Below are 24841 nucleotides of genomic sequence, written 5' to 3'. Positions count from 1 at the left end.
GCTCTACTCTCTCAAAGGCGTTGGCTGCTCAGCTGAAGAAGCGCTGGCCATTCTTGGCCATTTCGCGCAGCTTCGCGGTCGGGTGGTACAGCGGCCCCAGATCGGCGTACTGGTCGGCCAGGGCAACGAATTCGGCCACACCGATCGAATCGATGTAACGCAGCGCACCACCACGGAACGGAGGGAAACCAATGCCGTATACCAGGCCCATGTCCGCTTCGGCAGCGGTTTCGACGATGCCGTCTTCCAGGCAGCGCACGGTCTCCAGGCACAGCGGGACCATCATCCAGTTGATGATGTCTTCGTCAGTGACTTCACGCTGCTCGAAGACGATCGGCTTGAGCACATCGAGCACGGTGGCGTCGAACACCTTCTTCGGCTTGCCACGCTTGTCGGTTTCGTAGGCGTAGAAACCCTTGCCGTTCTTCTGGCCCAGACGATTGGCCTCATACAGGGCGTCGACAGCCGAGCGGCGCTCGTCCTTCATGCGGTCCGGGAAGCCTTCGGCCATCACATCGCGGCCGTGGTGGCCGGTGTCGATGCCGACCACGTCCATCAGGTAGGCCGGGCCCATCGGCCAGCCGAACTTCTCCATGACCTTGTCGATGCGCACGAAGTCGACACCGGCGCTGACCAGCTTGGCAAAGCCGCCGAAGTACGGGAACAGCACGCGGTTGACCAAAAAGCCCGGGCAATCGTTGACCACGATCGGGTTCTTGCCCATCTTCTTGGCGTAGGCCACGGTGGTCGCAACCGCCACTTCACTGGACTTTTCGCCACGGATGACTTCGACCAGCGGCATCATGTGCACCGGGTTGAAGAAGTGCATGCCGACGAAGTTCTCGGGGCGCTTGAGCGCCTTGGCCAGCAGGTTGATGGAGATGGTCGAGGTGTTGGACGCAAGGATCGCATCCTCTTTCACCTGGCCTTCCACTTCAGCGAGCACTGCCTGCTTGACCTTGGGGTTCTCGACCACGGCCTCGACGACGATGTCGACGTTGGCGAAATCACCGTAGGATAGTGTCGGGCGAATGGCGTTGAGTGCCTCGGCCATTTTCGCCGGGGTCAGGCGGCCTTTTTCGACGCGGTTGCCGAGCAGCTTGGACGCCTCGTTGAGGCCCAGCTGGATGGCTTCCTCGCGGATGTCCTTCATCAGGATCGGGGTACCCTTGACCGCCGACTGGTAAGCAATGCCGCCACCCATGATGCCAGCGCCGAGCACGGCAGCCTGTTTGACATCGTGAGCGATTTCGTCGTGGGCCTTGGCTTTGCGCTTGAGCTCCTGATCGTTCAGGAACAGGCCGACCAGGCTTTGGGCAACCGAAGTCTTGGCCAGCTTGGCAAAGCCTGCTGCCTCGACCTCCAGCGCCTTGTCGCGACCGAAGTTGGCAGCCTTCTGGATCGACTTGATGGCTTCGACAGGCGCCGGGTAGTTCGGGCCGGCCTGGCCAGCCACGAAGCCCTTGGCAGTCTCGAAGGCCATCATCTGCTCGATGGCATTGAGCTTGAGCTTTTCCAGCTTGGGCTGGCGCTTGGCCTTGTAATCCAACTCGCCACTGATTGCGCGCTTGACCAGGTCCAGGGCACCCGCCTGCAGCAGTTCAGGGGCAACCACAGCATCGACGGCACCGACCTTCAGGGCGTCTTCAGCACGGTTTTCCTTGCCGGCGGCAATCCACTCGATGGCGTTGTCCGAACCGATCAGGCGCGGCAGGCGCACGGTACCGCCGAAGCCTGGGTAGATGCCCAGCTTGACTTCCGGCAGGCCGATCTTCGCGGAGGTGGACATGACCCGATAGTCGGCCGCCAGGCACATTTCCAGGCCACCGCCCAGGGCGATGCCGTTGATGGCGGCAACGGTCGGCACTTCGAGGTCTTCGAACGCGTTGAAGATGCGGTTGGCTTCCAGATTGCCGGCAACCAGTTCGGCCTCGGGCAGCTTGAAGTTGTCGACGAACTCGGTGATGTCGGCGCCGACGATGAACACGTCCTTGCCGCTGCTGACGATCACGCCCTTCACCGAGGCGTCGGCCTTTATGGCTTCGACGGCTTGGCGCAGCTCGTCCAGGGTCAGGCGATTGAACTTGTTGACGGACTCACCCTTGAGGTCGAACTTCAGTTCGACGATGCCGCTTTCAAGAGCCTTAACCGTGATGGCTTTACCTTCGTAAATCATCAACTGATCTCCACGATATGGAAGCTGAACTGTACACGCCGATCGCTGGTGGAAAAGCAGCGCTTCGCTGCTTCTGCCCAGGCACACCCGTCAGCGCGCTAGTCGGGATTCTGGATGAGCGATGTGACATACAAACGCTCAATTCATACGCCCGTTTGATTTGGGTATGCACACATTCTCCGAAAAGGTCGGCGTTGTCAAATGCTTACAGACACCGTGAAAATGCGACTTTCCGGTCATTTTGTAGGGTATGGGTGTTAATCATGGTGACAGTGATCACTGATCATTCATGTCAGCGATTGACCACAAAAAGGAGGCCATTGCATTTTTTCGCTACGCAGCGCTCCAGGATGGCTACACTGCCACCTGCTTGAAGAAATTCCCGGCCTGCCTGGCCTTTTCTGCGCAGCAGAAACGACAAAGCGGCAACCTGGCATTCACCCCTTGCGGGCGGGTGCCAGGTTGCCGCTTTGTCGTTCAAGGGATGTCAGGCGAGGGTTTCAAACGCGTAGGCAATATCCTGCAACACAGATTTGTCACCTCGCTCGCTCCAATAAAGCGCGAGCATGCGCTTGTCGGCCTCGACCTTGTAGACGGTGCCCGGCAGCCGCGAGAAAACCTCATTCAGGCGCGCGACCTCACACACTTCACGCCACTGGTTGCACCACACACCCGGGCTGACTTGCCAGTAGCACCAGCTGTCTTCATGCCCACGCCTGCGCGCCCGATGGTACTGCGGGCAAGGGCTGGGCGGCTCTTTTTCCAGCCAGTGCGGCCACTGCTGCGGCGCCAGTTGCATGGCCAGCCCCATGCGCCGCGCCTCCAGGCGCAGGCTCATCTGCTCACCTTGCTTGCGCGACTGACGCAGCCAGGCGAACGGGCTGAGAATCAGCGCAAGGATTGACACCACCAGCAATACCGTCATATCTGTAGATCCCATAAAGCGTTGCAAATGAGCGGGTTACTCAGTTTCACGCAAGACCCGCCCGAAGCGACCATACTTCTAGTATCGCGATTGTCAGGAGTACAGCTCATGCCCTACGAACATCTTCTGGTCGCCGTCGACCTCACCGAAGAGTGCGACCCGGTGATCAAACGTGCCATGAAGCTCGCCGAGCCCACAGGCGCCAAGGTCTCGCTGGTACATATCGTCGAACCCATGGCCATGGCCTTTGGCGGTGACGTGCCAATGGACCTGTCGCAGTTGCAGCAGCAACAGTTCGATCAGGCCAAGGAGCGTATGGACCGCCTGTTCAACAAGTACCCCGAGATCAATCGCGGTGATTCTCACCTGACCTATGGCCAACCGCGCCAAGAGATCCACCAGCTCGCCAAGGAACAGAACTGCGACCTGATCGTGGTGGGCAGCCACGGCCGCCATGGCCTGGCGTTGCTGCTGGGCTCAACGGCCAATGACGTACTGCATGGAGCGCCGTGCGATGTACTGGCGGTGCGGTTGCAGAAGAAGGAATGATCCAGCCTGGCTGGCCTCATCGCCGGCAAGCCGGCTCCCACGGGATCTCCACCGTTCGCAAGAACAGTGGCTACCCTGTGGAAGCCGGCTTGCCGGCGATGAGGCCGGGACTGGCTTAACCTTCCAGCTCGGCCCAGCGCTCTACCAAGGCATCCAGTTCGCCCTGCATCTGCTCCAGCTTGGCCAGCACCGCTGAGGTTTCCTCGATCGGCCGCTGATAGAAGCCTGGGGCGTTCACTTCTTCCTGAGCCACTGCCATTCGCTGCTCGATCGCATCAATTTGCCCAGGCAGCATCTCCAGTTCCCGCTGCAGCTTGTAGCTGAGCTTCTTCTTCGAAGCATCCGCGGCCACCGGGGCAGGCGCCGGCGCCACCTGCTCGTCCTGCTTCTGGACCACAGCACTGTTGAGCTCGGACTTGCCACCCTTGCTCTCGGTCACGCCCAACAGCTTCGGCGAACCGCCCTGGCGGATCCAGTCCTCGTAACCACCCACATATTCACGCACCTTGCCCTCGCCTTCGAACACCAGCGTGCTGGTGACGACGTTGTCGAGGAAGGCCCGGTCGTGGCTGACCATCAGCACGGTGCCCTTGTAATTGCACAGCACCTCTTCAAGAAGCTCGAGGGTTTCCACGTCCAGGTCGTTGGTCGGTTCGTCCAGTACCAGCAGGTTGGCCGGCTTGCTGAACAGTTTGGCCAGCAGCAGACGCGCCCGCTCACCGCCCGACAACGCCTTGACCGGTGTGCGAGCACGCTGGGGGCTGAACAGGAAATCGCCCAGGTAGCTGAGCACATGCCGGTTCTGGCCGTCGATTTCAATGAAATCGCGGCCCTCGGCCAGGTTATCGATCACGGTTTTTTCCAGGTCGAGCTGGTGGCGCATCTGATCGAAGTAGGCGACTTCCAGTTTGGTGCCGCGCTCCACCTTCCCCGAGGTAGGCTCCAGGCCACCGAGCATCAGCTTGAGCAGCGTGGTCTTGCCGGTACCGTTGGCGCCCAGCAGACCAATGCGGTCCTGACGCTGCAGGACCATGGAGAAGTCCTTGACCAGCATTGGCCCCCCAGCGTGGTGGAAGCTGACATTCTCCAGCACCATCACCTGCTTGCCGGATTTCTCTGCGGCCTCGATCTGGATGTTCGCCTTGCCCTGACGGTCACGCCGCTCGCTGCGCTCGACACGCAAGGCCTTGAGTGCGCGCACCCGGCCTTCGTTGCGGGTACGGCGGGCCTTGATGCCCTGGCGGATCCACACCTCCTCCTGGGCAAGACGCTTGTCAAACAGTGCGTTGGCGGTCTCTTCGGCGGCCAGCGCAGCTTCCTTGTGCACCAGGAAGCTGGCGTAGTCACCGTTCCAGTCGATCAGCCCACCACGATCCAGTTCGAGGATGCGGGTTGCCAGGTTCTGCAGGAATGAACGGTCGTGAGTAATGAACAGCACCGCCCCATTGAAACCACGCAGGGCCTCTTCGAGCCAGGCGATAGCGCCGATGTCCAGGTGGTTGGTCGGTTCGTCGAGCAGCAGCAGGTCAGGTTCGGACACCAGCGCCTGCGCCAGCAGCACGCGTCGACGCCAGCCACCGGACAGCTCGGCCAGGGTTTTGTCGGCAGGCAGCTGCAGGCGGCTCAGGGTGCTTTCCACCACCTGCTGCAGGCGCCAGCCGTCACGGGCTTCGAGCTCGTGCTGAACATGCATGAGTTTTTCCAGGTCATCGTCACCCTGGATGTTCTGGCTGAGGTGGTGGAATTGGGCAAGCAGTTCACCAACGCCGTCCAGGCCAGCGGCCACCACGTCGAACACAGTCCGCTCGTCAGCCACTGGCAGTTCTTGCGGCAGTTCGCCGATTTTCAGGCCAGGGGCGCGCCAGATTTCACCGTCGTCGCCCTTCTGCTCGCCCTTGACCAGGCGCAGCATGCTCGACTTGCCGGTGCCGTTGCGGCCGATGATGCACACCCGCTCGCCACGGGCGATCTGCCAGGACACTTTGTCCAGCAGCGGCATCGCGCCGAATGCGAGGGACACATCGCTGAATTTGAGCAGGGTCATGTTCGTCTCCAGAAAGCGGGCGCGCATTCTACCTGAGTTGGCCCGTTCCAGCATTAAGTTGCCCGCGCTGCCAGGGCATTGCGACATCCGGTCGGTCTTAACGCCTTGATACAAGCACAGTGCTTTCACCCGCTGCCGGCAAACAGCTAAGCTAGAACAATAGCTTCCAACAGTGTTGGCTCCGCCGTCACTTTCCCATGGTTCAACTGCCCGGACGTATCATGCGCAGCCGCCTGTTACAGATTGCTTCCTGCCTGCTGCTTACCGCCGCCACTGCCAGCGCGGCGCAGGCCATCGACCTCTCTCAGCAACGTCAGTACTACGACGAGGCCAAGCGTGCCTTGGCCAAGGGCGACAAAGGCCCGTACCTGCGCTATGCCCAAGCCCTGCGCGACTACCCGCTGACGCCCTACCTGGCCTACGACGAACTGACCGCTCGGCTGAAAAGCGCCAGCAACCAGGAAATCGAAGCGTTCCTGGCCAAACATGGCGACCTTCCCCAGGCCAACTGGATGAAACTGCGCTGGTTGCGCTGGCTGGCCGAACGCGGCGAGTGGGACACCTTCGTCAAATACTATGACCCCAAGCTCAACTTCACCGAACTGGACTGCCTCAACGGCCAGTACCAACTCAGCCACGGCCTGCGCGCCGAGGGTTATGCCAGCGCCGAGAAACTGTGGAACGTAGGCAAGTCGCAACCGGCCGCCTGCGACACGCTGTTCGGCATGTGGGCCGCCGAAGGTCAGCTGACCGAGGCCAAGCGCTGGAACCGCGCCAAACTGGCCGCCCAGGCGCGCAACTATGCCCTGGCCAACAGCCTGGTCAAATCCCTGACCACGCTCGGCCCGCAAGGCCGCCTGCTGGTCGATGTCGCGCAAAAACCCGAACTGCTCAACCAGCCATCGCGCTTCACACCGGTCAACGATGCGATGTCCGATGTAGTAAGCCTGGGCCTGCGCCGCCTGGCTCGCCAGGACCCTGAGCGGGCCATGGCCCTGCTCGACGACTATGCCCAGCGCATGCATTTCTCCAGCGACGAAAAAGTGGCCATTGCCCGTGAAATCGGCCTGACCCTGGCACGCCGCTATGACCCGCGCGCCCTTGACCTGATGACCCGCTACGACCCAGAGCTGCGGGACAACACCGTCACCGAGTGGCGCCTGCGCCTGCTGTTGCGCCTGGGCCGCTGGGAAGACGCCTACGAACTGACCAAGCGCCTGCCGCAAGACCTGGCCAGCAGCAGCCGCTGGCAGTACTGGCAAGCGCGCAGCCTGGAACTGGCCCAGCCCAACAACCCGCAAAGCCTGCTGCTGTACAAGAACGTGGCGCGCGAACGGGACTTCTACGGATTCCTCGCGGCCGACCGGGCGCAAACCCCTTACCAGCTCAACAACAAGCCACTGGTGCTGAGCCCGCAACTGGTGCGTAAGGTACGCAATACGCCGGGCATCCAGCGCGCCTTGGAATTCCACGCCCGTGGCCAGATCGTCGACGGCCGCCGCGAGTGGTATCACGTCAGCCGCCACTTCAGCCGCGACGAAATGGTTGCCCAGGCGCGCCTGGCCTATGACCTGCGCTGGTACTTCCCGGCCATTCGCACCATCAGCCAGGCCAAGTACTGGGATGACCTGGACATCCGCTTCCCGATGGCCCACCGCGACACGCTGGTACGCGAAGCCAAGGTGCGTGGGTTGCACTCAAGCTGGGTGTTCGCAATCACCCGCCAGGAAAGTGCCTTCATGGAGGATGCGCGCTCCAGTGTAGGTGCCAGTGGCCTCATGCAGTTGATGCCGGCCACAGCCAAGGAAACCGCGCGCAAGTTCAGCATTCCGCTGGCGTCGCCGCGCCAGGTGCTCAACCCGGACACGAACATTCAGCTGGGCGCAGCTTATCTGAGCCAGGTGCACGGCCAGTTCAACGGCAACCGGGTGCTGGCGTCCGCCGCCTACAACGCCGGCCCCGGGCGCGTGCGCCAATGGCTCAAGGGCGCCAAGCACCTGAGCTTCGATGTGTGGGTGGAATCGATTCCGTTCGACGAGACGCGTCAGTATGTGCAGAACGTGCTGTCTTACTCGGTGATCTACGGACAGAAGCTCAACGCACCACAGCCATTGGTGGACTGGCACGAGCGGTATTTCGACGACATGTGAAGCAACGCCGCCTCTTCGCGGGCCAACTCGCGAAGAGGCACTTGCTCGCTACCGCTACTCCAGCACTTCGACCTTCATCCCTACCTCAAGCCGCCCACAGCCATCCACCGCCAGGTTCTGCCCGAACAGGATGTCACCCTCGCGCTCGCGAAAGGTCTTGAGGGTGGTCAACGGCTCCCGGTCCGGGCTGCGCGCTCCGGTTTCAGGGTCCAGCGTGGTGAAGATGCACCGCACGCTCGGCTTGAGCAGGCGAAACTCCAGCCCGCCAATGCGAATGCGCTTCCAGCCATCTTCGGCAAACGGCTCTGCGCCCTGCACCACCAGGTTGGGTCGAAAACGCAGCATCTCCATGGGCCGGCCAATGCGCCGGTTCAGCTCTTGCAGCGACCCCTCGCCAATCAGCAATAACGGGAAACCATCGGGGAAGGCCGCCCTGTCGCTGTTCAAGCCATAACCGCTGGGCAGGTAGCGCGCTCGGTGCGCCGGGCAGTGGACCAACCGCACTGGCTTGCCGAGCAATTGCGATAACCAGGCCGCCGCCTCATCGCCGGCATCCGGTACGCGCAAGGTGTCACGCCAGATGGTCACGCCGCGCAGGCCATCATCTGCAGGCGGCACCTTCACATGCAGAGCGGGCAGCCCCGGGGCCTCCAGCAGCAGCGTACCCGCCTCCCCTTCGCCAGCCTTGAGCTGGCTGAGCTGCGGCCAGGCGCGTTGGGTGAGAAAGCGCCCGTTGTCTTGCTCGACCACGAGCCAGCGCCGGTCACCCGCCAAACCCAGATTGTCGACCAGTGAAGCCTGCAGGCGCTGTGCCTGCGCCGACTTCACCGGATACCGATACAGCTCACTCAGAAACATCCCTGCCTGCCTCGTGCCGTGCCAAATGCCAGATTATACCCGGCTACCGCACGGATCACGCAGTGGTCGAATCCAGCAGCAACCGCTGCTTGACCACGTCGACCAGGCGATCAGGCTGGAACTTGGAAAGGAAATTGTCGCAGCCGACTTTCTTGACCATGGACTCGTTGAAACTGCCTGAAAGCGAGGTGTGCAACACCACGTACAGCTTGCGCAGGCGGGCATCGCTGCGGATTTCCGTGGTCAGCCGATAACCGTCCATTTCCGGCATTTCTGCGTCAGTGAACACCATCAGCAGTTTTTCGCTCATGTCTTCGCCGGCATCTGCCCAGCCCTTGAGCATGCGCAAGGCCTTCAGGCCATCACTGGCAACATGCAGTTTCATCCCCAGTTGCGACAGGGTGTCACGCAGCTGCGCCAGCGCCACGCTGGAGTCGTCCACCAGCAGCACTTCACGGCCACGGGCGCGCGCCAGTATCGGGTCAGCGAGCTTGTCGTTGGAGACCTTCGCGTTGTAAGGCACGATCTCGGCCAGCACTTTCTCGACGTCGATGACCTCCACCAGGTTTTCGTCCACCTTGGTGATCGCCGTCAGGTAATGCTGGCGGCCCGCGCTGGAAGGCGGAGGCATGATGGCTTCCCAGTTCATGTTGACGATGCGATCGACCCCACCCACCAGAAACGCCTGCACCGAGCGGTTGTACTCGGTAACGATGATGGTGCTGTCCGGCCCCGGCTGCAGCGGGCGCATGCCAATTGCCTGGGACAGGTCGATCACCGGCAAGGTCTGCCCTCGCAGGTTGACCACGCCACAGACGAACGCGTGGCGCTGTGGCATCAATGTCAACTTGGGCAGCTGCAGCACTTCTTGCACCTTGAACACATTGATGGCGAACAACTGGCGCCCGGCCAGGCGGAACATCAGGATTTCCAGGCGGTTCTCACCCACCAGTTGCGTTCGTTGGTCTACCGTGTCGAGAATGCCAGCCATTGGAAAACCCCCAGGCTCAATTCGGAATAAAGTGAGTTCATCCACCCTGTATCGGCTGCTGCACGCGCAGCTTGACCCATGAACGAAAATGCTTCGCGGGCCAATTGATATCACATTAACATCATGCTTTACTGCAGCTGCCTGGCTGGGAACCCATAGGCCTTGAGAAGCTCTCCACCCCTAGATCACCATCAGGGAAACCCCTAGCGTCAACCGGGTGCAACCTGATGTTCGCGCTATCCTTTAGCCATTAATGTGACGCCATTCTCACTGCATGAATGGAGTCAGGCTTTTGCTAGCGAACGACACGGCTTGGCCGTCCCCCGCTCCCTCGTTACGGGCCGGGACCACATGATGGGCAGTTCAGCTTTCGACAGCAGCGCTCTGCAGGACTTTCTGCTGGATGCGCAAGTGTTGCTGACTCAGTCCCAGGAGTGCCTGCACCACCTGGAACTGATCGCCAATGACCCTGACGCCTGCCATTGCCTGATCAACACCCTCGATACACTTGCCCGGCGCGCCAGCGGCCTGGGCCTGCTTGAAGTCGCCCACTACGCCTGCGCCTTGCAGCAACTGCTCGCCCCGGCCTGCAGCCAGTTGCACCTGCACAATCAAGCCTTGCCTGCACTGGCGGAATGCCTGACCCTCCTGGCCTGGCAACTTGAGCTTGTGGATACGCACACCGGCCGGCTTGCCCTCGATACCAGCGAACAGACCGCCTTGCTGGCTGAGCTGGCAAACGCATTGGACCAACCATTGCCGCAAACGTGTGCGCCTTGCCAGGAAACGCACAGCGAACGTGCTGACACGCCCCTGGCTGGCCCCATGGACAGCCGCCCAACTTGCGCAGAAAAACGCACTAGCAGTCATTGACGACCTGCAACTAAGGCGGCGCTGAAAGACCGAATCCGGGTCCAACTAGTGAAGGGCCGAAAGTTCCTACAGCCTGTTTACCTGTATTCGCGCAAGTTGAACTGGGCGGGCCATTCTGGGCAATCGATGATGGCTATCTGCTGCTCGAATCAGTCCTTCGCAGCCCCCTGATGACCCCGCAAACCTTGAGGTTTCAAAGCAATACCCCACTCGCGACCAAACAGTCCTGAAGTGATACCATGCCCACTAACAAGTATCGGTCACCCGTATATGGATCGCCTCAACGCGCACTTGGCATTTATTGAAAGCAGCACGCCAAAGCCTCCGGCAAGACATGCGCAAGGCCTCCATCAGCAAGGTTTGAGTGGCTTCCCATCTATGCTCCCACGCTTGAAAAATGCCCTGCGTTGCCGCTCCCTCTCCGCTGCATTGCGCTGGGCGACCGCGGTGCTGTGCGTGGCGTCACTATTTGCCAACCTGCTGCTGTTCACCGCCGGGCATGCCATACCGGCGAGCCTGATGTTGTTACAGCTGATAGCAATGTGCGGGGTCGGCTGGCACCTGAGCCTAGGGGCCAGGTCTATCAGCTTGCGCCCGGCAGAGCTGGCCGATCGTATGCTCAAAGTCCAGGAAAGCGAACGCCAGCACCTGAGCCGGGAACTGCATGACGACATTGGCCAACTGCTGACCGCCGCCAAATTGCAGCTGGAGTGGTTGCAGCGGCGGCTGCCAAGCGATCTGCAGGCCCAATGCGGCACCCTGCGCAGCACACTCGATGACACGCTGAGCAAAGTGCGCGACGTCTCTGCAATCCTCAACCCACGGCAGCTGGCAAGCCTTGGCCTGGAAGCCAGCCTGCGTGCACATCTGGTGCGCACGCTCGCAAGCACAGACATGCATTGGAGCCTGGAGTGCCATCAAAGGCTGGGTGGCATTGGCGAGGAGGTGAGCATGGCTGCTTTTCGCATCACCCAAGAGGCGGTCACCAACATATTGCGCCATGCCAAGGCGCGCAACCTGATCATCCGCCTGCAGCGCAGCCCCGCCGGCCTGAGCTTGTCGATAGAGGACGATGGCCAGGGCTTCATCCCCGCCGCCAATCCCGCCGAGGCAGGCCAGCGCGGCATGGCGGGCATGCAGGAGCGTGCCACAGCACTGCAGGGCACGCTGAAAATCACCAGCCAGCTGGGCCTGGGCACCCGCATCGAGGTCTTGTTCCCATGGACACCCCGCACCGATGAACGCGCCAGGACACCTGCTATCCAATGACCTGTAGACTGCTGCTGGTCGATGACCATTCGCTGATCCGAGCCGGGGTACGTGCCTTGGTGTCTGATATCCCCGGCTACACCGTGGTCGGCGAAGCCGACGATGGCGGCCAACTGCTCGAGCAAGCTCAGCAACTGGCGCCCGACATCGTATTGCTCGACATCTCCATGCGCATGACCAGCGGCCTCGATGCGCTCACCTTGCTGCGCGCCTCAGGCAACCCTTGCAAAGTGCTGATCCTGTCCATGCACACCGACCCGGACCTGATCATGCGCGCCCTGGAAAGCGGCGCCCACGGCTACCTGCTCAAAGATGCCACCGCAATGGAGCTGGAGCAGGCACTGGCAGCGCTGCGCAGTGGCGAGCGCTACCTCAGCCCGGCCATCGCCCACACGGTGATCAACCAGGCACTCATGCGTGCCCAGCAGGGCAAGCAGCCGAACATCGACCGCCATAACCTCACTGCGCGGCAGCTGGAAATCCTGCGCCTGATCGTACGGGGCAAATCCACCCGCGAGATCGCTGCCGGCCTTGCCCTGTCGATCAAAACGGTGGAAACCCATCGCTCGCAGATCATGAAACGCCTGCAGATCTACGACGTTGCGGGGCTGGTACTGTTCGCCGTGCGCGAGAAAATCATCAGCCTGGATGACTGAGCAGCGGCGAATTTGGCGGCAGGTGCAAACGCAGCGCCGCAGGCAGGGCCTCGAAGCGCAGGCTGTCAGCCTTTAGCGGCTCACCGTCGAGGTTGATGTCCAGGCCTTGGGAACTCTTGATCTCGACCCAAGGCAAGCGAGCCCGAACGAACAGCCCTTCACCCGCCAGCAGCTCACGCAGTGCCCCTACCACTTCTTGCGGTGCCGGCAGGATAGCGATGTCGAGCAGGCCGTCATCCACCAAGGCATCGCCACACAAAACCTGGCCACCACCTGCCTGGCGACCATTGCCGATGCCCAGCGCCAGCAAGTCACCCTGCCAGTGGAAGTCCGGGCCTGTCAGCTCCACAGACGCGGCCTGCAACTCACTGAAGCGCGACAGCCCGGTAAACAAGTAAGCCGCTGCGCCCAGTACCTTCTTCAGGTCCTCGGAGGTGTTGGCAGTGACCTGACTGCCGAACCCGCCGGTGGCCATGTTCAGAAACATCTGGTCGCCAACCTTGCCCAAATCGATTGGCCGAGCCGGCATGTCCAGCAGCGCCAGGGCCTCAGCCGGCTGCAATGACACGCCCGCGGCCTTGGCGAAATCGTTGGCGGTACCCAACGGCAGCAGTGCCAGGCTGGCCTGCGTGTTCGCCTGCCCCATGGCTTCGGCAACATCACGCAAAGTACCGTCGCCCCCCCCTGCCACCACATGGGTGTAGCCGGCGGCCAGCGCCTCGGCCACCAGCCGCTGGGCATCACCCGCCTCCCAGGTCACCCGCACATCCAGCGTCCAGCCCCGCTCACGCTGGGCGAGAACGGCCGTGCGCACATCTTCGTTCATCGCCTGCTTGCCGTGCAGGATCAACATTGCCTTACCCATTACGCTTCTCCCAAGGGACAGCCCATTGCAGATCTCGACCACAGGCGGCGGCAGATTGCTGCATGCACGCGCTGACCTAGCACTACTATCAGCAGGTATTTGCACAAAAACCGTCCGCAACGCATCAACAGATTGAAAGCTTCGGCCATCAGGCGCATGATCGACAAATATTTGGCCAATGCCGGTATTTAGCGAAAAAAGAGTCGTTTTTTTGACTTTTTTAACGCCAGAACCCTGGCAGAGCGACCCATCAGCCCTAGGTGCAGCGCCGAGTCGAGCGTGTGAAATGAGCGTTCTGACCCCCTGCAGGATCGACCACAGCGAATACCTCGGCGAAGACGATAGCGTGGGCTTTACTGAAATGTATGGACGCGTCCCGGTTGCAGCCATCCGCTGACTGCCAATGGACGCGTTTTTTGTCTGCAGCCTTTAGCGAGGATTGTGGTTCATGCGCATACTCTGGACGCTGCCCTACCTGCCTTGGCCAACCACCAGTGGCAGCAAGACCCGGCAATACCACCTGCTACGCGCCCTGGCGCAGCACGGGCATCGGATCACCTTGCTGGTGCAGTCGAAAATCCCGCTGAACGATGCCACCCGCGAAGCGCTGGAGCCCCTGGTCGAACGGCTGATCGTACTCCCCCGCCGAGCCTTGCACAGCCCGCTCAACCTGCTGGCCTCACCGATCATCGACTACCCCATGCGGGCAATCATCAATGGCTTGGCGCCTTGCCTGCGCCACCGCTTCGAGCAATTGCTGGACGAGCCCTGGGACGTGATCCAGATCGAACACAGCTACGCCTTCCAACCCTTCGAAAAAGCCCTGCAGGCCCGCGGCCTGCCCTACATGCTCAGCGAGCACACACTCGAATCGGTGATGGGCGCCGCCTGCCATGACCGCTTGCCACTTTGGCTACGCCCGCTCAACGCGTTCGACCGCTGGCGCTATCGTCGCTGGGAGCAACGCGTACTCTGCCAACCCACCGAAGTGGTGGCGGTGAGCGCCCATGACGCTGACCTCATCAGCCAGATCAGCGGGCGCCCAGTGAACGTTGTGGTCAACGGTGTAGATTGCGCGTATTACGAACAGGTATGCCCGGCGTTGCACAGCCAGCGCCTGCTGTTCGTTGGCAACTTCGAATACGGCGCGAACCTTGAGGCCATCGAATGGGCGCTGGAAGAAATCCTGCCTCAGGTATGGATGAGCAACCCTGCTGTGCGCCTGGCCATCGCCGGGCATGCCATGCCGGCCTCATGGAAGTTGCACTGGAACGATCCCCGCATCGAGTGGTTAGGTTATCGCCCTGACCTTCGCGAACTGCAGCGGCGCTCGGCGCTGTTCTTCGCCCCCCTGCGCTACGCCGGCGGCTCCAAGGTGAAGATTCTCGAAGCCATGGCTGCCGGGCTGCCGGTGATCACCACCAGCAAGGGCGTTTCAGGCCTTGCCGTGAACAGCGGCGAGCATTACCTGGGCAGCGATGACGGTGACCAGTTGGCACTGCTGATTACCCAGTTGCTCAACCAACCCTGGCGCATGAGCCAACTGAGCCAGGCCGGCCGCCAGTTCGCCCGGCAGCGCCATGACTGGAGCGTGGCGGCGCAGCAACTGGAGACCGTGCACATGCGCCTGACCCAGTCAGCGCCTGCCACCGCCCCGCAACCTGCAGACCCGTGGCTTGGGCGTTCAGCCAAGTAGCTCGCTCAGTGGGATGAACGTGACGCTGTCACCCTGCTGCGGCGTGCTGCCTTCGCGCACCTCCACCAAGCCGTCAGCCCAGGCGGCGCTGCGCAGCACACCAGAGCTCTGGTTCTTGTAGATGTGCACCCGGCCGTTATCGATCCGCGCCCGCAGGTATTCGCGCCGGGTTCCGGCCTTGGGCCAGTCGAAACCTGCAGGGACGTCGAAACGTAGCGGAGTGACCTGCGCCACCCCTTGGCGGCGAAGCAAGTACGGGCGTGTAAGCAGGCCGAAGGTCACCAGTGTCGACGCAGGGTTGCCGGGCAGGCCGATCACCGGCACGCCTTGATAGTGCCCGAATGTCAGCGGCTTGCCGGGTTTGATCGCCAGCTTCCACAAGGCCAGCTCACCCGCCTCACGCAGCGCCGCGCCCAGGTAATCGGCCTCGCCCACCGAGACACCCCCAGTGGACAGGATCAGGTCGACATCACCCAAGCTGGCCAGGCATTGGCGAGTGAGCACCAGGTCATCAGGGAGAATGCCCATGTCCTGCACTTCACAGCCCAGGCGTTGCAACCAGCTAACCAGCAGGCGCCGGTTACTGTTGTAGATCTGCCCTGGGCCCAGTGGCAACCCTGGCTCGACCAACTCGTCACCGGTGGACAACACGGCCACCCGTACCCGGCGCACCACCTGCAGCCGAGCATGCCCCAACGTTGCGGCCAACCCCAGTTCGATCGGGCCCAGGCGCGTACCTGCGACCATCACCTGTTCACCCTGGCGGGTTTCCTGGCCCTGGGGGCGGACATTCTGCTCAAGCCTCATCCGCTCGAGAAAACGTACCCGGCCATCCTCCAGCACCTCGGTGTTTTCCTGCATCTCGACGCAGTCGGCACCGGCCGGCAGCGGGGCACCGGTGAAGATCCGTGCGCACGTGCCGGGCTGCAAAGGCTCGGGCGCGTGCCCGGCAAAAATGCGCTGGCTGACGGGCAACGGCAGGCCGTGGTAATCGGCCAGACGCAGTGCGTAGCCATCCATGGCACTGTTGGGCCAGGGCGGCAGGTCGAGCGAGGCCACCAGGTCGGTCGCCAGCACCCGGCCCTCGGCCTCTGCCAGCGAGACGGTTTCGATGTCCCTGATCGGCGCGGCCTCGGCCAAGGCCAGCAGGCGCTCCAGCGCCTCCTCCACCGCCATCAATGGCCGGGCCGGAGATGCCTCAGCCACGGCTTTCACAGGCCGCAACCTGCTTCAGGTGCGCAACGAAATTGCACGGACGATGGCGGGCATCGAGCTGCTCGGCAAGGATGCCGTCCCAACCGGTGCGCACAGCATTGGTCGAGCCCGGCAGGCAGCATATCAGCGTGCCGTTGGCCAGGCCGGCCAAGGCGCGCGACTGAACAGTGGACGTGCCGATGTCGGCGACGGAGATCTGCCGGAACAGTTCGCCGAAGCCTTCTACCTGCTTGTCCAGCAGGCAGGCCACAGCCTCAGGCGTACTGTCGCGCCCCGTGAAGCCGGTGCCGCCGGTAATCAGCACCACCTGCACGCCGTCATCGGCGATCCAGGTGGCGACCTGGGCGCGGATCTTGTAGAGGTCGTCCTTGAGCAGCTTGCGCTCAGCCAACTGGTGGCCCGCCGCAGTCAGGCGGTCGACGAAGGTCTGCCCGGAGGTGTCGGTTTCAAAGGTCCGGGTGTCGCTGACGGTCAGCACGGCAATGTTCAGGGCCACGAAGGGGGTATCTGCCTTGGCTTTCATGAGTGTCCATCGCAGGGGAAAGGGATGGCGCATTTATATCACAGCCTGCCCTGCGACAACTCCGACAGACCCAGGTCAATACCCTGGGTTTGGCGCTATGCTGCACTGTGCAAGGAACTTGCGCAGACGCCTTGCGTCTTAACGTCATCTAGCACCATCGCACTGGAGAAACACGATGATTAAACGGACCCTTCCCGCCTTCATGCTCGCCCTGGGCCTGGGCGCCCTCGCTGGCTGCGCCTCGCCGACCGTTATCACCCTGAACGACGGCCGCGAGATCCAGGCTGTGGACACTCCGTCCTTCGACGAGGACTCTGGCTTCTATGAGTTCGAGCAACTCGATGGCAAGCGTACACGGCTGAACAAAGACCAGGTTCGTACCGTCAAAGAGCTCTGATCGAACGCCCTGTTTCGGGCCTAAGGCCTTTTAACAACAAGGGCTTGCGTTCGAAAAAACCATGCAGTAGGATTTTGTTCATCGGAGTGTAGCGCAGCCAGGTAGCGCGTCTCGTTCGGGACGAGAAGGCCGCAGGTTCGAATCCTGTCTCTCCGACCAGATCCTTCAAAAAGCCCGCCATCGTGCGGGCTTTTTGCTGTGCGCGATCAGTACTACGCGGTAAGACGCGACGTGACTTCACCCAACTGCCCCGACAGCCCATGCAGGCGCTGGCCAGCCTGCTCGGTGTGCTGCACTGCCTCCTGGTTGGCAGTTGCGATGCGGGTAATCTCGATCAGGTTACGCGAAATATCCTCGGCCACACTGGTCTGTTCCTCAGCTGCCGTGGCGATCTGCCGGTTCATGTCACGGATGGCTTCGACCGCGACGGTGATGCGCTGCAGCATCTGCCCTGCCTGCTGCACCTGCTCGGCACCCTCCTCGCTGCGCTGCTGCCCGCTTTCGATGGCCTTGACCGCCTCCACGGCACCAGACTGAACCGCCTCGATGATCTGATGGATTTCGGCGATCGACGCCGCCGTGCGCTGAGCCAGGCTACGCACCTCGTCGGCGACCACCGCAAAGCCGCGCCCGGCCTCACCCGCACGGGCCGCTTCGATGGCCGCATTGAGCGCCAGCAGGTTGGTCTGCTCGGCGATCCCACGGATCACTTCCAGCACCTTGCCGATGCGCGAACTGTCATTCTCAAGATCGCGGATTACCGCCGCAGTCCCTGCGATCTCCTGGTTGACCACGCCAATGATGTCGATGGTCTGCTGCATGACCTGCTCGCCGGCCTGGGCACTGTGGTCGGCTTCATCGGCCGCCCGCGCGGCTTCGGCGGCGTGACGGGCAACCTCTTGGGCAGTGGCGGACATCTCGTGCATCGCCGTCGCCACCTGATCGGTACGCTGGAACTGGTCATGGGTACCGCGCGCCATGTCGCCGGCGATGCGGCGCAGCTGGCCACTGGCGCCTTCGAGCTCTTGAGCATTGTCCTTGAGGCGGCCAACGGTGTCGGCAAGGAAATCACGCAAGGTATTGGCGGCACGCGCAAGGCGCCCCAGCTCATCCTCCCGACGGCTGTCGACCCGCGCCGCAAAATGGCCTTGGCTCAGTTGGGCAACGTATTCGATCAACTGACTGATGGGCTCGATCAGGCTGCGGTTGACCCGCCACAGGCTGAGCAAACCCACCAACAGCGCCGAACCGAGCATCACCAGCATACCCAGCCATACCGTACGCTCGGCACTGGCATTGATGCTGACGGCCCGCTCACGGGCGTCGGCGCGCAACTGCTCGACCAACGCGCTCATCTGCTCGCTGGCAGCACGGTCGACACCTTTGACCGCCAGATCGCCAGCGGCCGGGTCACCCCCTGCCGCCAGAAACGCCTGGCGCCCCTGCGCGTAGGCCGCGCCTAGTTGCCGATGGCTGTCACGCAACTGCTGCAAAGGCTCCTTGAGCTTCTGATCACTGCTGTCGATCAGTTGCCCAAGCAATTGCTGGACCTGCTGCTCACGGGCCTGGAACTGCTGCCAGTACTTCTCCAGTTCGGCCGGCTGACGGCCGCGCAGCAGCACGTTCTTCCACTCCTGCACCTGGATCTTGAACTGCAGGTTGGCTTCGTCGATCGATTGCGAGGCCTGCAGTGGTCCATCGACCAGCGTGGCATAGCTGCGCACACTGGAGGACAGAAACTGGAAACACACCAAGGCAATCAGCAGCATCGCCACCAAGCTGCCGCCGAGCAGGGCAAGAATTTGTACTCTGAGGGATTTTCGCAGCATCGCAGATCTCGGGAACAAGGATTGAGGAAACAGCGTGCCGCTGGCAGCGCCGCCACAGACGTCCATGTCCTCGTTCGCAGGCCAAAAAAAAGCTGCCATCGATCGATAGCAGCCAGGTCGAGCACTTACGCAACAGTTGAAGGGATACTCTCAAGCAATTGCTACAAAAATGTTACAAGCCTTGGGCGCGTCAAGCGTTGTTGAACTGCAGTGAGGCGAGCCTGGCGTACAGAGGGCTTTTTTCGAGCAGTTCACGGTGAGTACCCACTGCCACCAGGTGCCCCTTGTCGATGACTGCGATGCGGTCAGCATGCTGCACCGTGGCCAGGCGGTGGGCGATGACCAGCGTGGTGCGGCCCGCCATCAGGCTCGGCAGGGCCTGCTGGATCAAGTGTTCGCTCTGCGCATCGAGGGCGCTGGTGGCTTCGTCGAGCAGCAGGATCGGCGCATCCACCAGCAACGCCCGGGCAATCGCCAGGCGTTGCCGCTGCCCGCCCGACAGGCCGATACCGCCCTCGCCCAGTGGTGTCTGGTAACCCTGCGGCAATTGCCGGATGAACGCGTCGGCATGCGCGCCACGCGCCGCTGCCTCTACTTCGGCCAGGCTGGCCTCGGGGCGCCCATAGCGGATATTGGCCTCGACCGTAGCGCGAAACAGTGAAGGGTTCTGCGCTACCAGCGCGAACTGGCGGCGTAGATCGCCCAGCGCCAGGCTGGTGATTGGCTGGCCATCCACAACGATGGCGCCCTGCTGAGGGTCGTAAAAACGCAGCAGCAAGTCGAACAGGGTCGATTTGCCGGCGCCGGATGGCCCCACCAGCGCCACGGTCTGGCCTGGCTCGATGACCAGGCTCAGGTTGTCGATGGCGGCGACCGATGGCCTGGAAGGGTAAGCGAATACCAGGTTCTTCAGCTCGATATGCCCGCCAGTGCCCTGCCGACGCAGCGCCAACGGCTGCTCGGGCTCGATGATGCTGCTGCGCGCCGCCAGCAGTTCGGCGATACGCTCGGCCGCACCGGCAGCGCGCTGCAGTTCGCCGATGACTTCGCTCAGCGTTCCGAAGGCACTGCCGACGATCAGGCTGTAAAACACGAAGGCTGCCAGTTCGCCTGCGGAGATGCGCCCGGCGATCACATCCGTGCCGCCGACCCATAACATCACCCCCACCGCGCCCAGCACCAGCACGATCACCAGGGTGATCAACCAGGCCCGCTGCGCGATGCGCTGACGCGCCACGGCGAAAGCCGCCTCAACCGTATCGGCGAACAGCTGGCGATCGAGCGCCTGGTGGTTGTACGCCTGCACGGTCTTGATCTGCCCCAGCGTCTCGGCCACATAGCTGCCCACATCCGCCACCCGGTCCTGGCTCTGCCGCGACAGGCTGCGCACGCGCCTGCCAAACAGCAGGATCGGTGCCAGTACCAACGGCAGGGCCACCACGACGATGCCGGTGAGCTTGGGGTTGGTGATGAAAAGCAGCACGACACCGCCGATCACCATGAGGGCGTTGCGCAGGAACATCGACAGCGATGAGCCGATGACCGCCTGCAGCAAGGTGGTATCTGCGGTCAGCCGGGACTGGATCTCCGAGCTGCGGTTGTCTTCGAAAAAGCCAGGGTGCAGGCCTATCAGGTGATCGAAGACGGCGCGGCGAATATCGGCCACGCACCGCTCACCGATCCAGGAAACCAGGTAGAAGCGGCTGAATGTACCGACCGCCAGCGCCAACACCAATAACAGGAACAAGCCGATGGTCTGATTGAGCTGGTGCGCCGAACGGGTCATGAATCCTTGGTCCACCAATAGGCGGATGCCCTGCCCCATGGACAGCGTTATGCCGGCGGTCACTACCAGAGCCAGCAGCGCCAACAGCGCTTGGCCTCGGTATGGGCGCATGAATTGCCAGCAGAGAAACAAAGCGCGACGCTGACGTGAAGATACCGGTTCGGGCATGGCGATGGACCACAATGACAGTGAAACAGCAGCCTACCATTCATCCCGCCTGGCAGTGGCTATAGCCCATCGTTCTAAGCCATCGCTGGAGGTTTATCGCTCTTTCTGGTGGACTGTAACTGCCGTGGCCTCCAAGCGCCGCTGTCACAGGCCAGTCACGGCACAGGTTTACCTTGATATTGGACCTGATGAGGAGACGTTAAATGAGCTTGCAGCATGGCAGCGACACCCAGAAGCCCCAGAACACCCCGCAACAGAAGGTCTGTGGCTCGATCATCGATGCCCAGGGGCGTGAAGTACCGATTACCGAGCAAATGATCCAGCAGGCCTGCAAGGACCTGGAAGCCAGCCGGGTGAAAAAGGTACAAAAGGGCTGAGTGAAGAATTGATTTAAACCCGGCGCTGGCGCCGGGTTTTTATTTGCCCGTGATGTTCTGCCTGCTCATCAAACGACCACTGCACCCAAGGCGTTGGCCATCTGCACCAACTGCGCAGCCTCGCCTGGCAACCGCACCGCCAACCCTTCGATTTCACGGCGTGGCGGGTACTGTTTGCGCAAGAGGTCGAAGGCCGCGCGTTGCTCGGCTGCGTCGTCGCTCAGGCTGCGACGGAAATCGGCATCGTCGCGGCGCGGGTCGTACACCGCCCGGCACAAGGTCGCCAAGGCCCAGCCCAGGTCCGCTTCGCCATCGAACTCGATCTGCGCCAGCGGCGGTTTGGGCAGCAGATCCTGCAACTGCACGCGCTCGTCTTCACCCAGGAAGCGGCACAATGCCTGGTAGATCTGCGCCGTGCCGCGCTGGCGGCCATCGAGGCTGTAGCCGGCGATGTGCGGCGTGGCCAGGGTGCAGAGGTCGGCCAGTTGCAGGTCGACCTGGGGTTCGCCTTCCCATACATCGAGCACGGCGTGCACGTCTTCGCGGTCCAACAGCAGCTCTCGCAGGGCAAGGTTGTCGACCACCGGCCCACGGCTGGCGTTGATCAGCCATGCGCCAGGGCGCAGTTGCGCGAGCTGCGCTTGGCCCAGCAGGTGCCAGGTGGGGTGCTCGCCGTCACGCTGCAAGGGGGTATGCAGGCTGATCACATCGCATTGTTCAAGCACTGTTTGCAGGCTGACGAAATCGCCGCCCTCAGCCGCCTGGCGCAGCGGGTCGCAGACCAGCACCTTCCAGCCCATGCCGTGCAACACGCGCACCAGCCGGCCACCGACCTCCCCTGCGCCAACCACGCCATAGGTGCGCTGGGGCAGCGCCGCGCCGTCCAGGTCGGCGAGGGTCAGCAGGCTGCCGAGCACGTAGTCGACCACACCGCGGGCATTGCAGCCCGGGGCGCTGCTCCAGTGGATGCCCGCTTCGGCGAAGTAGTCCAGGTCCAGGTGGTCGGTGCCGATGGTGCAGGTGCCGACGAAGCGCACCTTGCTGCCTTCGAGCAGTTGCCGGTCGACTTTGGTCACCGAGCGCACCAGCAGCACGTCGGCTTCTTTGACGCTGGCGGCGTCCATGCTTCTGCCGGGGAAACGGCGGATCTCGCCGAAACCTTGGAAAAATGCATCGAGCAGCGGGATATTCTCGTCGGCAACTATCAGCATGGCGCTCTCCTGTCTGGGGAACGCAGTGTAGGTGCTATGCCCGGCACGATCCAGCGTGGATCAGTCGGCTTTCTTGCGAATCCAGTACAGGTAGGTACCGGCTTCTTCCTGCTGCTGGAGCAGTTCGTGGCCAAGGAAGTTGCAGAACTTGGGAATGTCGCGGCGGGTGGAGGGATCGGTGGCGATGACCTTGAGCAGGCCGCCGGCGGCCAGATTGCGTACGTGGGTGTGCAGCATCATCACCGGTTCTGGGCAGTTCAGGCCAGTGGCATCGAGGATGGCGTCGGGGGTGAAGTCTGTCATGGGTGGCTCCGCAAATGATCGCTATTGTGGCGCATAGCGCGGCACGCACCAATACCCACCCGCCCCTGCGCTGCAAGCGCAATGTCCCTCGCCTTCGCCGCGACCTCGCCTGTGCCTGTGCCTTTGCCTTTGCCTTTGCCTGTGCCTGTGCCTGTGCCTGTGCCTGTGCCTGTGCCTGTGCTTTTGCTTTTGCTTTTGCTTTTCAGCGCGCGGTAGTTCAGGCACCGCAGATTGCGACTTCAGGAGGCCGAGCGCAGGTCTTGCGGAGGGAGGTGACGGGCATGGATGCCCGTCAAGCGCTTCGGCCCATGGATGGGCCGTGAGCGCGGTCCTCCCGGGAGCAAGGCCGGAGCGAGGGAACCCCGAAGCGCAGCGTAGGGGCCGGATGATAGGAGCCAGCCTTTTTTGGTTACTTTTTGGGGCGTTTGCCAAAAAGTGACCCGCCGTAAGGGCGGAAAGGTGAGTGAGCGTCGCCACAGCAAATGGATATGCCCAGATGAATAAAAACCCCAGCATAAGCTTTGGCTTCTGGCTTCTGGCTTCTGGCTTCTGGCTTGTGGCTTGTGGCTTGTGGCTTGTGGCTTGTGGCTTGTGGCTTTCAGCTAGCGTGAAGATCCATTTGCCGGGGAGGCGCTGAATCACGGGGCAGGCCCACAAAAACCGCCCGCTCCCATCATCCGGCCCCTACGCTTCGCTCCGGGGTTCCCTCACTCCGGCCTTGCTCCCGGGAGGACCGCGCTCACGGCCCATCCATGGGCCGAAGCGCTTGACGGGCATCCATGCCCGTCACCTCCCTCCGCAAGACCTCCGTTCGGCCTCCTGAAGTCGCAATCTGCAGCGTCTGATCTACCGCGCACTGAAAAGCAAGAGCAAGACAGCGGCAGCGGCAGCGGCAGCGGCTTATTTTCGCGGCTTCAGGTCCAGCCTGCGCAGATGGCAGGTCACTTCCTCACGGTCGTGATACAGCTGCTTGCAGGCAATCGAAACCTTGACCTTGCCCGCCTTGAAGGTCGCCTCCATGCGGTCCAGCAGCCGACGCACTTCGGCATATCGCTGCTTCATCGGCAATTTCAGATTGACCACCGCCTCCCGGCACAAGCCCTCCCCCAACCAAGTCTCGATCAACGCAGTAGTACGCGCAGGCTTCTCGACGATATCGCAGACCATCCAGTCCACCGGTTGCTTGGGCTGCCAGGTGAAGCCATCGGCCATCAAGTGTTGCACCAGACCAGTGTCCATCAAACTCTCGGCCATCGGCCCGTTGTCGATCGCAGTGACCAGCATGCCCCGGCGTACCAGTTGGTAAGTCCAGCCACCCGGCGATGCCCCAAGATCAACACCGGTCATGTCATCGCCCAACCGCTGCTCCCACTGCTCGCGCGGAATGAACTGGTGCCACGCCTCTTCAAGCTTCAACGTCGAGCGGCTCGGCGCCTCCCGCGGGAATTTCAAGCGAGGAATGCCCATCGGCCACAGCGCACTGTTGTTCGCATCGGCAACGCCAACGAATACCCGACGACCACTGATGAACGTCAGCAACAGCCGAGGCAGGCTGGCGTTATCGACCAAGCGCCCGGCTTTTTCCAACGCCTTGCGCAGCGGCACCTCGAACTTGCGGCAAAACGTCGACAGCTCCTTGCCATCGTTGCTGTCGAGCACCTCCAGCCACAGGCTGCCAAACACCGGCAATGCCCGCAGATGCTCAAGCAACACGCTGACCCGATCGGTCTCAGGCAGTTCGATGTAGCTCCCCCGCGCCCACTGGCGCGGGAAGATCAGTTGAGCAAAGCGCAACTGCGCCATCAACCGCTCGGCACCGTCGGCTTCGGCGCAGACAAACTCGGCGCAGGCGCTCTGCGGCTTGCCTTTGGCATAACCGGCAACCCCCAGGCGGGCAGCGTGTTCGCTGATCTCCGCGCAGACCTCGCCCTCGAACCCGGGCCGGCTATGCATGAACAGGGTATTCATCTCTCACTCCAC

The 24841-nt window shown here is 62.2% G+C and carries 21 protein-coding genes, 1 tRNA gene and 1 pseudogene; 9 read left to right on the top strand and 14 right to left on the bottom strand.

The annotated features are described in order from the left end of the window. Positions 1-28 precede the first annotated feature (28 nt). Both fadB and ABRP30_RS08340 read right to left on the bottom strand, forming a co-directional pair. Positions 29-2176, bottom strand: coding sequence for a fatty acid oxidation complex subunit alpha FadB (gene fadB / locus ABRP30_RS08345; protein ID WP_267822276.1), 2148 nt, complete (start codon positions 2174-2176; stop codon positions 29-31). Positions 2177-2663: 487 nt separating this feature from the next. Then, positions 2664-3101: a hypothetical protein gene (locus ABRP30_RS08340; RefSeq protein WP_267822274.1), complete on the bottom strand. Its 438-nt coding sequence runs from the start codon at positions 3099-3101 to the stop codon at positions 2664-2666. Between the two features lie 108 nt (positions 3102-3209). Here ABRP30_RS08340 and ABRP30_RS08335 point away from each other — a divergent pair, with 108 nt between their 5' ends. Continuing rightward, positions 3210-3650, top strand: coding sequence for a universal stress protein (locus ABRP30_RS08335; protein ID WP_267822272.1), 441 nt, complete (start codon positions 3210-3212; stop codon positions 3648-3650). Positions 3651-3765: 115 nt separating this feature from the next. Here ABRP30_RS08335 and ABRP30_RS08330 read toward each other — a convergent pair whose 3' ends face one another. After that, positions 3766-5694, bottom strand: a complete 1929-nt coding sequence (locus ABRP30_RS08330) for an ATP-binding cassette domain-containing protein (RefSeq protein ID WP_349974581.1) — start codon at positions 5692-5694, stop codon at positions 3766-3768. A 221-nt stretch (positions 5695-5915) separates the two neighbouring features. Between ABRP30_RS08330 and ABRP30_RS08325 the strand changes: the two genes are divergently transcribed. Further along, entirely contained in the window at positions 5916-7844 is a 1929-nt protein-coding gene (locus tag ABRP30_RS08325; protein ID WP_349974582.1) for a transglycosylase SLT domain-containing protein, read from the top strand. Between the two features lie 54 nt (positions 7845-7898). Here ABRP30_RS08325 and ABRP30_RS08320 read toward each other — a convergent pair whose 3' ends face one another. Both ABRP30_RS08320 and ABRP30_RS08315 read right to left on the bottom strand, forming a co-directional pair. After that, positions 7899-8702 (bottom strand): MOSC domain-containing protein, encoded by an 804-nt coding sequence (locus tag ABRP30_RS08320; RefSeq protein WP_349974583.1) that lies wholly within the window; start codon positions 8700-8702, stop codon positions 7899-7901. A 55-nt stretch (positions 8703-8757) separates the two neighbouring features. Next, positions 8758-9693, bottom strand: a complete 936-nt coding sequence (locus ABRP30_RS08315; RefSeq protein WP_241803157.1) for a chemotaxis protein CheV — start codon at positions 9691-9693, stop codon at positions 8758-8760. A 351-nt stretch (positions 9694-10044) separates the two neighbouring features. Between ABRP30_RS08315 and ABRP30_RS08310 the strand changes: the two genes are divergently transcribed. The 3 genes from ABRP30_RS08310 (at position 10045) to ABRP30_RS08300 (ending at position 12491) form a co-directional block, all read left to right on the top strand. Next, positions 10045-10566 (top strand): histidine kinase, encoded by a 522-nt coding sequence (locus ABRP30_RS08310; protein ID WP_267822262.1) that lies wholly within the window; start codon positions 10045-10047, stop codon positions 10564-10566. 378 nt (positions 10567-10944) lie between these two features. After that, complete coding sequence (locus tag ABRP30_RS08305) at positions 10945-11835, top strand: sensor histidine kinase (protein WP_267822260.1); 891 nt, start codon at positions 10945-10947, stop codon at positions 11833-11835. Beyond that, positions 11832-12491, top strand: coding sequence for a response regulator transcription factor (locus ABRP30_RS08300; RefSeq protein WP_241803154.1), 660 nt, complete (start codon positions 11832-11834; stop codon positions 12489-12491). The genes ABRP30_RS08305 and ABRP30_RS08300 overlap by 4 nt, the downstream gene beginning before the upstream one ends. Here ABRP30_RS08300 and yegS read toward each other — a convergent pair. Next, entirely contained in the window at positions 12475-13356 is an 882-nt protein-coding gene (yegS, locus tag ABRP30_RS08295) for a lipid kinase YegS (protein WP_267822257.1), read from the bottom strand. The genes ABRP30_RS08300 and yegS overlap by 17 nt on opposite strands. Before the next feature lie 448 nt (positions 13357-13804). Between yegS and ABRP30_RS08290 the strand changes: the two genes are divergently transcribed. Continuing rightward, entirely contained in the window at positions 13805-15052 is a 1248-nt protein-coding gene (locus ABRP30_RS08290; RefSeq protein ID WP_267822255.1) for a glycosyltransferase family 4 protein, read from the top strand. On the opposite strand, the gene glp is transcribed toward ABRP30_RS08290, so the two are convergent. Together glp and moaB are read right to left on the bottom strand one after the other, a co-directional pair. Beyond that, complete coding sequence (gene glp / locus ABRP30_RS08285) at positions 15041-16267, bottom strand: gephyrin-like molybdotransferase Glp (RefSeq protein WP_267822253.1); 1227 nt, start codon at positions 16265-16267, stop codon at positions 15041-15043. The genes ABRP30_RS08290 and glp overlap by 12 nt on opposite strands. Further along, the gene (moaB, locus tag ABRP30_RS08280) at positions 16251-16790 is read right to left on the bottom strand and encodes a molybdenum cofactor biosynthesis protein B (RefSeq protein WP_267822251.1); all 540 of its coding nucleotides are present in this window, start codon (positions 16788-16790) and stop codon (positions 16251-16253) included. Before moaB ends, glp begins: the two co-directional genes overlap by 17 nt. Positions 16791-16965: 175 nt before the next feature. On the opposite strand from moaB, the gene ABRP30_RS08275 reads away from it, so the two are divergent. Together ABRP30_RS08275 and ABRP30_RS08270 are read left to right on the top strand one after the other, a co-directional pair. Then, positions 16966-17187: a YgdI/YgdR family lipoprotein gene (locus ABRP30_RS08275; protein ID WP_012313545.1), complete on the top strand. Its 222-nt coding sequence runs from the start codon at positions 16966-16968 to the stop codon at positions 17185-17187. Positions 17188-17269: 82 nt separating this feature from the next. Further along, a tRNA-Pro gene (locus tag ABRP30_RS08270) sits at positions 17270-17346 on the top strand. A gap of 53 nt (positions 17347-17399) precedes the next feature. On the opposite strand, the gene ABRP30_RS08265 is transcribed toward ABRP30_RS08270, so the two are convergent. From ABRP30_RS08265 to ABRP30_RS08255, 3 genes and pseudogenes are all read right to left on the bottom strand, one after another. Beyond that, on the bottom strand, positions 17400-18104 hold the full coding sequence (locus ABRP30_RS08265; protein WP_372490479.1) for a methyl-accepting chemotaxis protein: 705 nt from the start codon (positions 18102-18104) through the stop codon (positions 17400-17402). A gap of 228 nt (positions 18105-18332) precedes the next feature. Further along, positions 18333-18443 (bottom strand): annotated as a pseudogene (locus ABRP30_RS08260) (hypothetical protein); the annotation flags it as partial. Between the two features lie 763 nt (positions 18444-19206). Next, positions 19207-20970: an ABC transporter transmembrane domain-containing protein gene (locus ABRP30_RS08255; protein ID WP_267822246.1), complete on the bottom strand. Its 1764-nt coding sequence runs from the start codon at positions 20968-20970 to the stop codon at positions 19207-19209. 203 nt (positions 20971-21173) lie between these two features. Between ABRP30_RS08255 and ABRP30_RS08250 the strand changes: the two genes are divergently transcribed. Further along, positions 21174-21347 carry a PA1571 family protein gene (locus ABRP30_RS08250; protein WP_241803147.1) on the top strand — a complete coding sequence of 58 codons (174 nt, stop codon included), beginning with the start codon at positions 21174-21176 and terminating at the stop codon, positions 21345-21347. A gap of 68 nt (positions 21348-21415) precedes the next feature. On the opposite strand, the gene pdxB is transcribed toward ABRP30_RS08250, so the two are convergent. From pdxB to rlmM, 3 genes are all read right to left on the bottom strand, one after another. Continuing rightward, the gene (gene pdxB / locus ABRP30_RS08245) at positions 21416-22558 is read right to left on the bottom strand and encodes a 4-phosphoerythronate dehydrogenase PdxB (RefSeq protein WP_241803146.1); all 1143 of its coding nucleotides are present in this window, start codon (positions 22556-22558) and stop codon (positions 21416-21418) included. Between the two features lie 60 nt (positions 22559-22618). Continuing rightward, a complete protein-coding gene (gene tusA, locus ABRP30_RS08240; protein WP_012313540.1) occupies positions 22619-22861 on the bottom strand; it encodes a sulfurtransferase TusA in 243 nt (80 codons plus the stop codon). Between the two features lie 900 nt (positions 22862-23761). Continuing rightward, a complete protein-coding gene (rlmM, locus tag ABRP30_RS08235) occupies positions 23762-24829 on the bottom strand; it encodes a 23S rRNA (cytidine(2498)-2'-O)-methyltransferase RlmM (protein WP_267822243.1) in 1068 nt (355 codons plus the stop codon). Between the last annotated feature and the right edge of the window lie 12 nt (positions 24830-24841).

It is taken from the genome of Pseudomonas sp. WHRI 8519 (assembly GCF_040224055.2).
Taxonomy (GTDB): domain Bacteria; phylum Pseudomonadota; class Gammaproteobacteria; order Pseudomonadales; family Pseudomonadaceae; genus Aquipseudomonas; species Aquipseudomonas putida_X.
The sequence above is the reverse complement of the archived record's forward strand: the minus strand, read 5'-3'. Positions and strand labels throughout refer to the sequence as shown.